Annotated in this window: 13 protein-coding genes and 1 pseudogene; 7 read left to right on the top strand and 7 right to left on the bottom strand. The window is 60.5% G+C overall.

The window, feature by feature from the left end:
• The first annotated feature begins 79 nt into the window (after nt 1-79).
• Both C0Z16_RS13715 and C0Z16_RS13710 read left to right on the top strand, forming a co-directional pair.
• Nucleotides 80-1,630 carry a methyl-accepting chemotaxis protein gene (locus tag C0Z16_RS13715; protein WP_102632695.1) on the top strand — a complete coding sequence of 517 codons (1,551 nt, stop codon included), beginning with the start codon at nt 80-82 and terminating at the stop codon, nt 1,628-1,630.
• Between the two features lie 55 nt (nt 1,631-1,685).
• A complete protein-coding gene (locus C0Z16_RS13710; protein WP_102632694.1) occupies nt 1,686-2,786 on the top strand; it encodes a lactonase family protein in 1,101 nt (366 codons plus the stop codon).
• A 76-nt stretch (nt 2,787-2,862) separates the two neighbouring features.
• Here C0Z16_RS13710 and C0Z16_RS13705 read toward each other — a convergent pair whose 3' ends face one another.
• Nucleotides 2,863-3,447, bottom strand: coding sequence for a glutathione binding-like protein (locus C0Z16_RS13705; RefSeq protein ID WP_102632693.1), 585 nt, complete (start codon nt 3,445-3,447; stop codon nt 2,863-2,865).
• 91 nt (nt 3,448-3,538) lie between these two features.
• On the bottom strand, nt 3,539-5,374 hold the full coding sequence (locus C0Z16_RS13700; RefSeq protein ID WP_102632692.1) for a thiamine pyrophosphate-requiring protein: 1,836 nt from the start codon (nt 5,372-5,374) through the stop codon (nt 3,539-3,541).
• A gap of 27 nt (nt 5,375-5,401) precedes the next feature.
• Here C0Z16_RS13700 and C0Z16_RS13695 point away from each other — a divergent pair, with 27 nt between their 5' ends.
• From C0Z16_RS13695 to C0Z16_RS13680, 4 genes are all read left to right on the top strand, one after another.
• Nucleotides 5,402-5,620, top strand: coding sequence for a hypothetical protein (locus tag C0Z16_RS13695; RefSeq protein WP_102632691.1), 219 nt, complete (start codon nt 5,402-5,404; stop codon nt 5,618-5,620).
• A 136-nt stretch (nt 5,621-5,756) separates the two neighbouring features.
• Entirely contained in the window at nt 5,757-6,398 is a 642-nt protein-coding gene (locus C0Z16_RS13690) for a DsbA family oxidoreductase (protein ID WP_102632690.1), read from the top strand.
• Between the two features lie 81 nt (nt 6,399-6,479).
• Complete coding sequence (locus C0Z16_RS13685; RefSeq protein ID WP_102632689.1) at nt 6,480-8,396, top strand: SMP-30/gluconolactonase/LRE family protein; 1,917 nt, start codon at nt 6,480-6,482, stop codon at nt 8,394-8,396.
• 80 nt (nt 8,397-8,476) lie between these two features.
• Nucleotides 8,477-8,809: a DUF2322 family protein gene (locus C0Z16_RS13680; protein ID WP_102632688.1), complete on the top strand. Its 333-nt coding sequence runs from the start codon at nt 8,477-8,479 to the stop codon at nt 8,807-8,809.
• Between the two features lie 34 nt (nt 8,810-8,843).
• On the opposite strand, the gene C0Z16_RS13675 is transcribed toward C0Z16_RS13680, so the two are convergent.
• From C0Z16_RS13675 to C0Z16_RS13665, 3 genes are all read right to left on the bottom strand, one after another.
• A complete protein-coding gene (locus C0Z16_RS13675; RefSeq protein WP_102632687.1) occupies nt 8,844-10,319 on the bottom strand; it encodes a PepSY-associated TM helix domain-containing protein in 1,476 nt (491 codons plus the stop codon).
• 55 nt (nt 10,320-10,374) lie between these two features.
• Entirely contained in the window at nt 10,375-12,732 is a 2,358-nt protein-coding gene (locus tag C0Z16_RS13670; RefSeq protein WP_102632686.1) for a TonB-dependent receptor, read from the bottom strand.
• 91 nt (nt 12,733-12,823) lie between these two features.
• Nucleotides 12,824-13,243, bottom strand: a complete 420-nt coding sequence (locus C0Z16_RS13665; protein ID WP_102632832.1) for a DUF2946 domain-containing protein — start codon at nt 13,241-13,243, stop codon at nt 12,824-12,826.
• A gap of 206 nt (nt 13,244-13,449) precedes the next feature.
• Here C0Z16_RS13665 and C0Z16_RS39340 point away from each other — a divergent pair.
• Nucleotides 13,450-13,539, top strand: a pseudogene (locus C0Z16_RS39340) (hypothetical protein); the annotation flags it as partial.
• Between the two features lie 20 nt (nt 13,540-13,559).
• Here C0Z16_RS39340 and C0Z16_RS37405 read toward each other — a convergent pair.
• Nucleotides 13,560-13,721 carry a hypothetical protein gene (locus C0Z16_RS37405; RefSeq protein ID WP_407070671.1) on the bottom strand — a complete coding sequence of 54 codons (162 nt, stop codon included), beginning with the start codon at nt 13,719-13,721 and terminating at the stop codon, nt 13,560-13,562.
• 22 nt (nt 13,722-13,743) lie between these two features.
• Complete coding sequence (locus C0Z16_RS13655) at nt 13,744-14,160, bottom strand: DUF1801 domain-containing protein (protein WP_102632685.1); 417 nt, start codon at nt 14,158-14,160, stop codon at nt 13,744-13,746.
• Nucleotides 14,161-14,169 lie beyond the last annotated feature (9 nt).

Raw genomic sequence — 14,169 nt, 5'->3', positions numbered from 1 at the left:
GGCTCGCCGCGCTCAAGTCGGCATTTCTTCTGCCGTTAACGACCTAAGAGAAATAGACAACGAGTGGGGTCTGCGAAGCATGCGTAATTTGACAGTAAAAAACAGCTTACTTGCGGTGCTCGTCGTCTTTGCGGCGATGATCATGTTCGGCGGCGTGGTCGGCGTATTCGCGCTCGGCCGCTCGAACGAAAACGCTCAGCGGCTCCAGGAGATTGCCACTCAGGAGATTCTCGCTAACGACGGATATAAGGACAGCACCCGCACCCGCGCAGCCTTGACGCGCGCTTACGCGGCGCTCAAAGAGCGCAACGACGTGGCCACGCGCGATTCGGCACTCGCCAGCGCGCAACGAACGTTGGATCGCGCGGACGTCGAAACGCGCGCTTTTGCGTCGGCGTCCCGATTCGTGGGACAGGACGACGCGCTCAAACAGCAACTCGTCGACTCCTCGAATGCATTGGCTGCGACGCTCAAGAAAGCCTTCGACACGCTGCAGCGTGGCGACACTGACGCCTACGTCGCAATCAACGATCACGACATCACCCTTGCAGGCCAGGTCTATTCCGCGAATGTCGAGAAGTTTCAGAATCTCGCCGGCGCACTCGCGAAGGAATCGGCGGCAAGAAACGAACGCGAATACGGCTGGATCGTCGCGATGGTTGCAACGGGTGTCGCGCTTGCACTGCTGTTGATCGTCGCCACCCACTTTGCGTTGCGCACCATCGTGATCCGTCCGTTGCAGCTAGCGTCGAGACTGCTCGACCGGATTGCGGGCAATGATTTGACCACCTCCATTCCCGACGGCAGCAGGAGCGAGATCGGCCAGTTGTTCATGGCGATGTCGCGCATGCAGGCCGGACTCGTGCATACGGTGTCGAACGTGCGCGTGAATTGTGAAGCGATTCACGGCGGTGCGCGCGAGATAGCCGCGGGCAATCTCGATCTGTCGAGCCGCACGGAGGAGCAGTCGGCATCGCTCGAAGAGACCGCGGCGAGCATGGAAGAACTGACGTCTACGGTGAAGCAGAATGCCGACAACGCGCGCCAGGCGAGCACGCTCGCCGCAAGCGCCGCCGACGTCGCTCAACGTGGCGGCGACGTAGTGCAGCGCGCCGTAAAGACGATGACCGCGATCACCGCGAGTTCGCATAAGATCGCGGAAATCACTGGCATGATCGACAGCATCGCATTCCAGACCAACATTCTGGCGCTTAATGCCGCGGTGGAATCGGCGCGTGCGGGCGAGCAGGGCCGCGGCTTCGCTGTCGTGGCCGGCGAGGTGCGCACGCTCGCCCAGCGCAGTGCAAGCGCCGCACAGGAGATCAAGTCGCTGATTTCCGCTTCGGTCGACGACGTGCGTAACGGCAACGAACTCGTCACGCAGGCCGGCCACACGATGAACGAAATCGTCGGAGCGGTTCAAGGCGTTGCGACTATCATGGCGGAGATCACTTCGGCGACGGTCGAGCAAACCGCGGGAATAGAACAGGTTGGCAAAGCCGTGAGCCAGATGGACCAGGTTACGCAACAGAATGCCGCTCTCGTCGAGCAGGCCGCTGCCGCCGCAAGTGCGCTGGAGCATCAGGCGCAGTCAATGACGGATGCGGTTTCGGCATTCCGTCTTCGATAAGCGGTATAAACAAGGCAGCGTGAATCAATTCAAACCACTCGATCGGAAAATAAACATGAGCGTTAAAGCCGTCTCACGTGCAGTCGCAATTCTGTTAGCCGGCGCGGCAATATCCGGCGTCGCACATGCGGCCACGTATGCGTATGTGTCGAATGCGGACAGTCAGGACATTTCGGTGTTCAGCCTGGATAAATCGAATGGCGCGCTTAAGCCCGTCGAAACGGTGGGCATCGGCGGCACGGTCATGCCGATGGCTTTTTCGCCGAGCCATTTGCGGCTCTACGCGGGAGTCCGTTCGAAGCCTTATCGCGTAGTGAGCTTCGCGGTCAATCCGCTCGATGGCCGCCTGACCGAACTCGGCAAGGCGCCGCTTGCGGACAGCATGGCCTATGTGTCGACCGATGCAAGCGGCCGCTATCTGTTCTCCGCGTCGTATGGCGGCAATCTGCTCGCGGTGAACAGCATCGGCGCAAATGGCGTGGCGGGAGACGTTCAGCAGATCGTCAAGACGGGTCCGATGGCGCACGCTATTCGTAACGCGCCCGATAACCGTTATGTGTTTGCATCCGTTCTCGGCGCCGACGCGTGGTTGCGGCTGAAGTTCGATCCGTCGAACGGTTCGCTTACGGAAGACGCCGCGCCCGCTTATTCGCTTCCCGCCAAATCGGGCCCGCGCCATTTCGTGTTCTCGCCGGATCATCGTTTTGCTTATCTGATCGACGAACTCGACGGCAAGCTGCATGCGCTGGCATTCGACAATCAACGCGACTCCGTGAAGCCGTTGCAGACCATTTCTATTCTACCGGCCAACTTTTCAGGCGATAAACCGTGGGGCGCCGATGTTCACGTGACGCCCGATGGCCGCTTCCTGTACGCGTCGGAACGCACGTCGAGCACGCTGGCCGCTTATCGTGTGGATCGCGCTTCTGGCAAGCTGACGCGCATCGGCACGTATCCGACCGAGAAGCAGCCGCGCGGTTTCAACATCGATCCGTCGGGCAATTACCTGCTCGCGGTCGGCCAGTTGTCGACCAATCTGAGCGCATACCGGATCGACCCGAAGACAGGCGCGTTGAGCACGCTCGGGCAGTATCCGGTGGGCAAGGGCGCGAACTGGATCGAGATCGTGGAGTTCGACGGATCGAACGCCGATTGAAGGTCACGGCGCACGGACTCATGCGCCATGTGATTGCGGCTCACGCTTCGTCGCGGCAGCGATGCGGCGTGAGCCGTCATTCGATTCCTTCATGTTTCAGCGCCAATTGCACGGCAGGCCGCGCACGCATGCGTTGAGCGAAGTCTTCGAGTTTCTGCGGCACCTCAATGCTGACCTTCTTCGCCCATAGCAGCATCGTAAACAGATAAGCGTCGGCGACGCTCGCCTCAGAGCCGAACAGATAGTCTCCCTTCAGCATCGTGGCAATGAGTTGGAAACGCTGGCCGATTTTTTCGCGCGCGGCGCTCGCTTCCGCATCCGACGTCGGCTTGAAAACACGGCCGAACTGCTTATGAATCTCCGTCGAAATGAATGCCAGCATTTCAACGAGACGCGTCGCGCCTAACTCGCCCGACGGTGCCAGCGAGGGCTTTCGTTGCGCGACCCATGAGAGGATTGCGACGTTTTCCGTAAGCCGCTGACCGTCGTCGAGTTCGAGCGTCGGCACATAGCTTTTCGGATTGATTTCATCGAATTTCTGGCCGGTCTCGGTTGTCTTGGTTTTGAGGTCGACGCGTACGCGGTCGAACTCCATCTCCGCTTCGTGCATGGCAATGTGATCGGCGAGACTGCACGCGCCCGGCGAGTAGTAGAGCTTCATGATGCGGCCCTCCTTCGTATAGCAGTTGACGATTCTTTTCGAGCAGCAACCGCCATGCCCCGATAGCACGGGTCACAGTTCGCCGCACACCTTACTTGTCGTGATGGCCCGGAAGCACCGCGCCGAGCACCTGCTTTGCGGTCTGCACGATCACGTTGCCCTCATCCGGATCGCCTTTCATCAACGTCGACGCAAATGCCTTAGCCTGCGCCAGCGTGATATGCGGCGGCAGCGGTGCAATGTTCGGGTCCGCCTTCACTTCGATCACGACCGGGCAATCGGCGGAAAGCGCTGCGTCCCACGCTGCGCCCATCTGTTCGGCGTCGTCGACGTAAATGCCTTTCAGGCCGATCAGTTCCGCGAACCGGTGATACGGCACGGACGGAATGTCCTGCGACGCCTCGAACTTTGGGTCGCCTTCCATCACGCGCTGTTCCCACGTGACCTGGTTCAGGTCCTGATTGTTCAGCACCATGCAGATCCAGCGCGGATCGGCCCAGCGTTTCCAGTACTTCGAGACGGTGATGAGTTCCGCCATGTTGTTCATCTGCATCGCGCCGTCGCCGACCAGCGCGATCACGGGCCGCTCGGGATAGGCGAACTTGGCCGCGATGGCATACGGCACGGCCGCGCCCATCGACGCCAGCCCGCCCGACAGCGAACACATCATGCCGCGCTGCACTTTCAGATCGCGTGCATACCAGTTCGCGCACGAGCCCGAATCGCTGGTCACGATTGCGTTCGACGGAATGCGTGGCGACAGTTCCCACACCGTGCGTTGCGGATTGACCGCGTCCTTGCCGGGTTCATGCGCGCGCTCGTCGAGCGTCTTCCACCAGTCGGCGGTCCAGCCTTCAATGGTCTTGCGCCATGCGCGGTCCTGCTTCTGCTCGAGCAATGGCAGCAGCGCGCGCAGCGTTTCCACGCTATCGCCGACGAGGTTGACCTCCATCGGATAGCGCAGGCTCAGCATGTCGGCCTTCAGATCGATCTGCACGCCGCGCGCCGCGCCTTCCTTCGGCAGAAACTCGGAATACGGAAAGCCGGAGCCGATCATCAGCAACGTATCGCATTCGGTCATCAGGTCGTAGCTCGGCTTGGTGCCGAGCAGGCCGATCGAGCCCGTGACCCATGGCAGGTCGTCAGGCAGCGCGGCCTTGCCGAGCAGCGCCTTCGCGACGCCCGCGCCCAGTTTTTCGGCGACGGCGATCACTTCATCGGTCGCGTGCAGCGCACCGGCGCCGACCAGGATCGCGACTTTCCTGCCGGCATTGAGCACGTCGGCGGCCTGCTGAAGATCTTCCGCATGAGGAACGAGGCGCGGCGCGCGATAGCCGACACCCGAATGCAACGTGCCATGCTTGCGTGCCGGCGGCTCGTAGGGCCGGTCCTGTAGATCGTTTGGCAGAACGAGCGCGGTCACCTTGCGCTCGGAAAGTGCGGTACGTATTGCACGATCGACGAGATGACGCACCTGCGCGGGCACCGACGCCTGTCCGACGAACGCGCCGGCGACGTCCTTGAACAGCGAGACGAGATCGACTTCCTGCTGGTAGTGTCCGCCGAGTGCCGCGCGCGCCTGCTGGCCGGTGATCGCGAGCACGGGCATGTGATCGAGCCGGGCGTCGTAGAGGCCGGTGACGAGATGCGATGCACCGGGTCCCGACGTCGCGATACAGACCCCGAGTTCGCCGGTGAATTTTGCATGGGCGGACGCCATGAAGGCCGCCATTTCTTCGTGGCGGACCTGAATGAATTCGATCGGCTCCGGTTGACCGGTTGCCTTGCGATGTTTCTTCGCTTCGGTTTGAGCGCGGTTCAGCGCGCCGAATACGCCGTTGATGCCGTCGCCGGGATAGCCGTAAATCCTGCGCACGCCCCAGGCCTGAAGTCGTCCGATGATGAAGTCGCCGACAGTGGTGGACATGGACTGCTCCTCACAAAAGAGTTTGTGATGCAGACGGTGTTGCAAACCGCGTTCCCCGTTCTTTCAGACAGTAAAGATGAGGTGTCGCGTCGTCGTCATGCGGGCTCGGTTTTTGCTCGCACAGCCGATGTGAATCCGCGAGCCGGGAATGTTTGTGGTTCCGCAGCCTGGCGTTTTATGCGCATTGGCAGACCGGGAATCGTCAGTGGCATCGGTCTGCTGATCAGCAAGAACCGTGATGTGTGACGCACTCGCGGCGTTTCGCGCTTGCCGTTGCCGGGATGCGAGGCGACATACAAGGACAGATACAAGCCGGGATGCGAAGCGAGATACGGCGTCGTCTGTAACAATACATCTGTCTCCACAGTCCCCCGGAAAAGCCATGACCCAACCGCTTACCATTGACTTCGTCTCCGATATTGCATGCCCCTGGTGTGCAATTGGCCTGTCCTCGCTGCAACTTGCGTTGTCGCGCCTGGGAGACGCGGTCGACGCTCAGATCGTCGTGCATCCGTTCGAGCTGAACCCGCAAATGGGTCCGCAGGGCGAGGCGATTGTCGAGTATCTGGGCAAGAAGTACGGGCGCACGCCCGAGCAGATCGCCGAAACGCAAGCCATGATCCGCGAGCGCGGCGCAAGCGTCGGCTTCGATTTCGGCCCGCGTGCGCATGTCTATAACACCTTCGATGCGCACCGCCTATTGCACTGGGCCGGTCTCGAAGGCAAGCAGTTGCCGCTCAAACTTGCATTGCTGCGGGCCTATCATTCCGACGGCAAAGACCCGAGCAATCACGACGTTCTCGCCGAAGCGGCTCAGTCCGTGGGGCTGGACGCTCACGCTGCGCGCAACGTGCTGCAAAACGGCGACTATGCCGACGAGGTCCGTGCGGAAGAACGCGAATTCCAGTCGCATGGCATCCAGTCGGTGCCGGCGATCATCTTCAATCGCCGCTATCTGGTGAGCGGCGGGCAACCTGTCGAGACCTTCGAGCAGGTCATCCAGCAGATTCTGGCGGAAGGGTAACGCGGCAATTTCGAATTCGAACGCCTGCGCACGAGCAGGCCGCTATGACGTAAGCGAAGTACCATCGGAGAACATTCGCCCATGGTCACCAAACGAATCCATGCCGCGTTGCTCGGCCTCGCGCTGATGGCGCTTGCCTGCTTGTGTCAGGCGCAATACACGACAGACTGGCTCGCCAATACATACGGAACGCTCGCCACGCACGTCGGCAACGGCGCACGTTCGATGTGGGTCGCGCCCGAGGGCGTGATTTATACCTCGTCGCTGTGGGACGAAAACGAGGGCGGCGTCGCGATCTATCAGAACGGCCAGAGCATCGGCTCGATCGGCACGCACGCGGATTTTCAGGGTAGCGCGATTACGGGCAATGCGACGTCGATCTTCACGGCGTTGCAGTACAACCGGTCGTTCGGCAGCGGCTCGGTGGGGCGCTATAACCGCGCGACTAAAGCGCTCGACCTTCGTATTCCCGTCAGCGTGTGGACCGGTATACCTCACGCCGATGTAATCACCGGACTCGCGACCGCCGGCACGCTGCTCTATGTGAGCGACTTTTACGGCAACCGTGTCCGCGTCTATACGACGGACGGCGTGTGGCAGCAAGACATGACCGTGCCAGGCCCTGGTTCGCTTGCGCTCGATAATGCGGGCAACCTGTGGGTCGCGCGAAAAAGCGCGGGCGTGATAGCCGAATTCAGTGCGGGCGGCGCGCCGTTGAACACGATTCAAATGCCCGCTGCCTCGCGACCGTCCGCGCTGTATTTCGATGCGTCGACGGGAGCGCTGATGGTCGGTGACGAAGGCCCCGACATGAACATCAAGATGTACCACGTGTCCGGCACGCCTACCTTGGCCGGTACATTCGGCGTTCAGGGCGGCTATCTGGATACAACCACGGGGATAAAAGGTCAGGTCGGCGACAAGCGCTTCACGCGCGTGGCCGGCATCGGCAAGGACGCGGCCGGCAATCTGTATGTACTCAACAATCCGTGGGGAGGCGGCTGGGACCTCGGCCGCAATGGTCCGACCGATCTTCATGCGTACGACACTGCCGGCAATCTGCAATGGAAGCTGCAGGCACTCAACTTCGAAGCGGTGGCGGCGCCTGATCCGTCGACAGATGGTGCCTATTTCTACAGTGGCGCGCACATTTATACGGGCAGCGCGGGCGGCACGTTCGTGGCGAATACCGTCGACCCGTTCACGTACCCGTCAGACCCGCGCCTGAATTTCAACGACACGCAGCGTGGGCAACACTTCGGCCAACTTGTCACGGTGGGCGGAAATCGCATTCTCGTCGCGTCCGGGCAGAATCCTGACACGTTTAACTTCTTCCATTTCAACGCGGCGAGCGGCTACATTGCGATTCCGGACGGGTCGATTCCAGGGTCCGCGTTCAATACGAACGTGCGCGTGACAGGGGGATTCTGTATCGATAGCAGGGGCGATGTGTGGGCCGGTCTCGACAGGACGAACCATATCTATCACTACCCGCTCACAGGCTTCGATGGTAACGGCAAGCCGCTGTGGGGACCGGCCATCACCCTCTCCATTCCACTCAGTATTCGGCCGTTGACGCGCATCATCTATTTGCCGGAGAGCGACACGATGATCCTCGCGCAAGGCGTTGCCGGCAGTTGGGACTGGTCGGCGATTCAGTCGCGCATCGAGGTCTATCACGGCTGGAGTGCGGGCAACACCACGCGTGCCCAACCGGTAATCAAACTCACCGGCACGAATCCGAAGTCGATTACGGCCGCGGGCAACTATCTGTTCGTCGGCTACGTGCATACAGTGCCGAACATCGACGCGTTCAATCTCACTACTGGTCATCTCGACGCGACGCTGATTAACAACAGCCCCGGTACGGTGGATGTCGGCAATGATGTCGATTCGATGTACGGACTCCGAGTGCTTCTGCGAGCGAGCGGTGAGTACGTGATTACCAAGGACAACTACAACGGGTCGAGCATCATTGTTCATCGCTGGACGCCGTGAGCGCGTGCGTCGCCGGGGGGCCTCCATCGGATAAGATACGGCCCTCGTGGCAACTTTCCCGCTTAAAAGGAGTGGTTTCAGTGATTCAGCCGAGCAATGTATTCAAGGAGAACCTTGCGCAAATGCCCGCGGTCGACGGTATCGAGCGTATCGATCTGATCGACATGCAAGGTGTAGTGGTGGCAAGCATCGAGAACAGGCCGGGCAAGCAGGGCTCGCTCGCGGTGTATAACTATTTGCAGCAGACGTTCGGCACGCTCGATGCCGAAGCGGCCGGGCACGGCCTCGCGATGTTTGGCGAACATACCGCCGACGCGCGCAACAGGCCGGGCGCTCACCCGAACGTCGATCATCTGCTTGCGATCGCCTCGGGTGCGCCGGCGTTGCGCATTCACGTTATCGCGGCGGCTTGAATTCGTTTAAGTAGCGTGCTTAAACGCACGCGCCTTACTCTTCCACCGAGTCGTACGGTGCCGCGCGCTCACGCCGCGAAGCTCGGCCGAAAATCGCGCGATCGGCGAACCATACCGCGAGCAGCGTCGCGCCCATCAACGGGAACACGATGCCGAGCAGAATCAGGCCGGTTTTCCAGCCGCGCATCGGCGGTGCGGCCCTTTCTCGCGACGGCGCTCCGAGCGAGCGCTGCGGCCTGCGCTTCCACCACATCACGAAGCCGGTTGCGGCCATGATCGCGAGACCGAGCGAGATCGCGGCGCACAGAATCTGATTGGCGAGACCGAAATAGCGGCCCATATGCAATGACGTGCCATACGACACCGCTTTGGATACGGCGCCGTAGTCCGCATAGCGAATGTCCTTCAGTACCGCGCCGCTGTACTGGTCGATGTAAATCGTGCGTTCCAGTTGCGGGTCAGCTGGAAAGTACGACACGGTGTAGACGCCTGTCGCTGACGTGGGCAACGCGACGTTGTAGCCGCTCGTCACGCCCAGCGACGCGGCTTGAGCGACGATGCGGCCGAGCGGCAGCGGGCTGGCTGCTTGGGGGTCCGCGGAAGCCGGTACCGGCGAATTGCCGACGGCCCACGGCGTTTGCGGCAGCGGCAAGTCGTCCATCGTCATGCCGGGCATCGAGTCCGTATGCGCGGCGTGTTCTCCATGCTCTGCGTGTTGTGCATGGGCCGGCAGCGCGGAACGCAACGGCAAGCCGCCCCACGTGCCCGCCGGCGCACCGAGGTTCACGGACGTTGCGAGCGCTTTGAACTGCTTGCCCCATGAGCCGGACCACGGGAGACCTGTCAGCACGAATGCGAGCGCGCCGAGTGCAAGCCAGATGCCCAACACGGCGTGAACGTTTTTCCACAGCGAGCGTCCCTTCAGCGTGAAGCGCGGCACGAGCGCATCCCGCACGGTGCTCGCTCCGCGTGGCCACCACAATGCCACGCCGGTGCCGATCATCACAAGTGTCCAGCACGCGGCGAGTTCCATCAGCAGTTCGCCCGGCTTGCCGAGCAGCAGCTTGCGATGCAACATCCGGTCAACCTGCATGAAACGATCGTCGACGCTCAGCGTGCCGAGCACTTCCCCACTATACGGATTCAGATAGACGCTCTGTTTTTCTCCATCCGCAAGACGAAAGATAAATTCGGCGCTACTTTCGGGCGCGTTCATGATTGAGGCGGCTACCGCCGTGGCGTTCGGCGGCATTGCTGAGCGCGCTTGTGAAAGCAGCACGTCTTCTGTTGTTCGCGGCGTCGCTTGTGGTTGGACGACCAGAAGCTCCCGATAAAGCAGCGGTTCGATCTGTGGTTGAAAACAGTACAACGTGCCGGTGATTGCGAGCACGATGAGAAACGGCATGACGAAGAGGCCGGCGTAAAAGTGCCATCGCCAGAGAGTGCGATAGCCGTTACTGTTGGTCGTTGTACCTGGACCGGCGTTGTGTTGGACGATGGTGGTGGACATGAGATCCTCCTGAAGCAAATTGATCTGGTTTTCCGGCTACGCGCTGCATCGCGCGTTACATGCGCAGCTTCGCTTCCACATAGAATGTGCGGCCCGGATACGGGTGGTAGACGAAGTAGCGAGCATCGAAAATGTTGTCGACGCCAATGCCGAGTTCACTCAGCTTCGTCGGCCTGAACGTGAACTTCGCGTCCGCGACCGTGTATGAACTGGTGCCGCCGAATACATCCGGATTGGTGTCGGTATTCGTGAGCGTGTTGTATTGGCGGCCCGAATAGCGCGCGGCGAGTGTGAGAGCGGCGCGCTCGTCGAAGCGATAGGTCGCCGCAATATTCGCGCGCCACAATGGAATGCGATAAAAGTACTTGCCGACACTCGCCGGGTTCTGCGCGTTGGCAATGATCTTCGACTGCGTATAAGCGACGCTCGCAAGAAGATCGAGTCCGCGCACGAAAACGTCTTCGCCCGAATAACTCGTTTCGACGCCCCGCGAGCGCACCTTGCCAATGTTCTGGAAGTTCGTCACGTTGGGAATCACTGTGGTGTCTGTCTGGCTGAAGATCGTGTTCTTCACATCGTCCTGAAACAGCGAGAAGCGGAAGATGCCATTCCAGTGCGCCCATTCGGCAGTCAGTTCCTTCGAGAGGTCATCTTCCGGTTTCAGGTTCGGATTGCTATTGACGATCGAGGAACCGTTGATTTGCCCTTGAAACAATTCGCTGACCGTCGGAAAGCGATACGCGCGGCCAATTGAAGCGCGCAATGTCAGATCGTCGGTGACGTCGAAGGAGAGCGAAGCCTTTGGCGAGAAGTGCTGCTGACTAGCGCCGCTGAGCGCAATGGCTTGGCCGGCCATGGCTTGCGATCCGTCGTAGGCTCGCCAGTCTTCGTAACGCAGGCCGTATACGAGTTTCCAACGCGGCAGAAAGCGCCACGCATCCTGTGCGTATAGCGCTTGGGTCTGCGTCTTACCGGCGAATGCATTGGCGAATGAAGTGGCCGAGCCGTCGCGCCAGTTGAGCGTCGAGTAGGTCTCGTTGTCGAGAAAGTAATTGTCGTAGTGATAGCCGAAGCTCAGCGCGTGATTCGCGAGACCCGCCTGCGTGGACGCGGGTGTGTAAGTTGTTCGCAGATCGAGCGTCTTCCATCCGGTACCGTCGCCGAAGGTGATCGTGCCCGCGCCATTGCCCGCCGCGCCGGAATTGGCGAGGCGCGCGACGCTATTGCCGATGTCGTAATACGAAGCGATTGCCTCGCCATTCCAGCCGCTTGCATTGCGCGTTTTCAGCGACACGCCGTACAGCCAGTTCTCGCTATGCCCGAGGCTCGGCGCGAATGCGGCTGCGGGAATCGTGTACTCGTACCCGTCAATGGCCACCTTGCCGCTATACACAGCGTTGCCGTTCGTGTCGCGCAGAAAACTCGACGTCTGGCTGTTATAGGTTTGGTGCCAATAGCCGAGCGTGAAAGCGCCTTGCAGTGCCGGCGTGAAGTCATATTGCATCTTCAGCTTGAACTGGTCCTGCACGGTGTGTTCGATGCCTTCGCCGTTTGTGCCGAGTACCGCCGTCGGCGTGTTGTTCTGGTTGTTGTAGAAGTACGCGCCGGTCACGGGTGTGTCGCCGGCTTTTGCAGGCGTGCCCGACTTCGCGAGCGTGGCGAATTGCAGGGGCTGGCTCGTGTTCTCCAGATGGTTCACGCCCAGCAAATACGAGAACTTGCCGATTCTGTCGCCAATCGAAGCACTCGCTGCACTGCCGTTGAAGTTGCTGTTCACGCCATACAGACTGAAGTGCTGCGTGAATGCTTTCACGTCGGCTTCGGCTTCGAATTTCTTCGGCATGCGCGTGCTGATCAGTACCGTCGCGCCGAGCGAATTGCCCGGATATAGTGCGGAATACGGCCCATAAATCACATCGACCTGCTGGATCTCGTCGGGAAAGACCATCGACCAGCGCGGCGGAAAAGAATAGCTGTTGCCGAGCAGATTGCTGAGCAGCAGCCCGTCCGCATAGACGAGACCTCGCGCGCTCTGCGTATTGCTCGTGCCGCGCACAGCGATGATCGAATTCAGATCGCCGATAAACCGCTTGCGCACGGCGAGGTTCGGCATGTACTTCAACACGTCTTCGGTGTTGACGACATTCCAGTTGGAGAATTGATCGCGCGTGACCGTTTCGACCGACGCGGGCAGATTCGGATCGACGGCACGCGTCGCGGCAGTGGCGTTTGCATTGGCATTCGCGCTCACGCTGACGGCGGGCAGTGTAGTGTCGGCCTTCAGCGTGTCGGCGAGAGCCGGCGACGCCGCGAACGCCGTCACGGCAACAGGGACGAATGCGGGCAAATACGCCGAAAAAAGCTGTGCTGCAGCCGCCCGAACGGGCAGCCTTCGCAATGCGAAGATGAACATGACAGTTTCCTTGATGCATTGAACGGACGATCGCGCGCGCCGTCGACGGAAGCGACGAACGCGACCAATGCGCGATCAGGAACAACGACGATCAGGAAACGACAGGCGGTGCTCTTGGGCGTCCCGAAGGAAACGCGCCGAGCGGTGTGAAGCGAGTTGAGAGAGTGGGCGGAGCAGTGCCTGCGATGGTGACCGCCACTGGCGGTTCCGTTGCAGCAACCGTCGGCATCGCAACGTGATGCTGCAACAGATGGCAGTAGCCGCAAGCACCGAATGCGTCATCGTGGCTGAGGTGGACTGCCATCGTACTGGCGGTACTGGCGTGGTTCGTGGCGCCAGTAGAGCCCGTCACGCCCGGCGCGGCCGTTTGCAGCGCCGAGCACAATGCGGCGATAGGCTCCTGCGCGCGGTTGGATACCATCATCTGACTCACGAGCGGCGCGAACACGACAAGCCACATGGCGATGAGGCCAAGCCAGGCTGTCAGGTGGTTGCGGGAACGTGGAGTCATGGCAATGAACGGGGAAAACGCGGGCGATTCTAGCATCGTCACGCGGGTTTTTCTGTCCGATCCTGGTTTTACCAGTGGATTGGCGGTGGAATCCGCTCATTTCCCGCGGTTACAACGGCATCTGACCGCTTGATCCGCGTGGTACATGTTGACCTTCGGGCCACTTCGGCGGCCCACGCGCGGACGCCAGCCCTGCAACATATCGGCAGGCGCTCGCGCTTCGTCCCGACCATGCCAACGCGCACTGCAACCGCGGCATCCTGCTGCACGATCAGCGACGCCTGCCGAAAAACTGAGGCAGGCGTGCGTCGCGCGATTAGCCGCTACGCGTCACGATCGACGTCCAAAAGCCATCCCATCCTTTCATGCCGACGCGGCTCAACTGCAACGACAGGCGAAGGTACTCGGGGTAGCTTTTCTTATCGGCGTCGAGAAAAATCATGTCGAATGGCGATCGCATTCCATCGATTTGATCCATCGCTTCTCCCGAATGCTGCGAGTTATTTGGCTCGCTTCGACCTGGACTTTTTGCTGGAGGTATTGAGCGCGATTGCTGCGTGAATGAGGGCTTTAAATGCATCCGCGTCGAGCGCTTCTCCTTCGTGGATGTCGATTGCGCGCCTCACGTTGCCGTCGAGACTCGAGTTGAACAGCTTTGCCGGATCCTCTAATGAGGCGCCCTTCGCAAAGGTCAGCTTCACGACTGACTTGTACGATTCGCCTGTGCAGATGATGCCGTCGTGCGACCACACGGGCGTGCCCATCCACTTCCATTCTTCCACGACATCCGGATCACCCTCCTTGATGAGCTTGCGGATTGCGCTCAAGGTCTCTCCGCGCCAGTCCCCGAGATCGGCGATTCTTTTATCGATCAATTCAGATGCCGATTGAGTTTCGGTCGAAGCCGACTTGTTCATGTTGTTCTC

It is taken from the genome of Paraburkholderia rhynchosiae, from assembly GCF_002879865.1.
Classification (GTDB): Bacteria; Pseudomonadota; Gammaproteobacteria; order Burkholderiales; family Burkholderiaceae; genus Paraburkholderia; species Paraburkholderia rhynchosiae.
This window is presented reverse-complemented; position numbering and strand designations above follow the sequence as displayed.